Below are 251 nucleotides of genomic sequence, written 5' to 3' on the forward strand. Positions count from 1 at the left end.
TCGCGACGGCGGCCACGGTGGTGGGGGATCGCAATGCTGGGGTGTTGGCTAGTGCGCAGGGGGTGCGCAATATTGCGACGGCGGCCACGGTGGTGGGCAATGACAATGTGGTTGATGCGGCCAGCGCGATCGCGGTGGGGGAGACCAATGTGGCGACGGCGGCCACGGTGGTCGGTGATGGCAATAGTGGGGTGGCGGCTACTGCCGAGGGCAGGATCAATGTGGCCACGGCGGCCACGGCGGTCGGTGAT

1 protein-coding gene is annotated in these 251 nt (G+C 67.7%); it reads left to right on the forward strand.

Annotated elements, in window-relative coordinates; all coding sequences use genetic code 11:
- Nucleotides 1–251: hypothetical protein (locus CDN38_RS29900; RefSeq protein WP_438502300.1), on the forward strand; the 251-nt coding region annotated here is incomplete at both ends.

It is taken from the genome of Mycobacterium ostraviense (assembly GCF_002705925.1).
In the GTDB taxonomy this organism is placed as follows: Bacteria; Actinomycetota; Actinomycetes; order Mycobacteriales; family Mycobacteriaceae; genus Mycobacterium; species Mycobacterium ostraviense.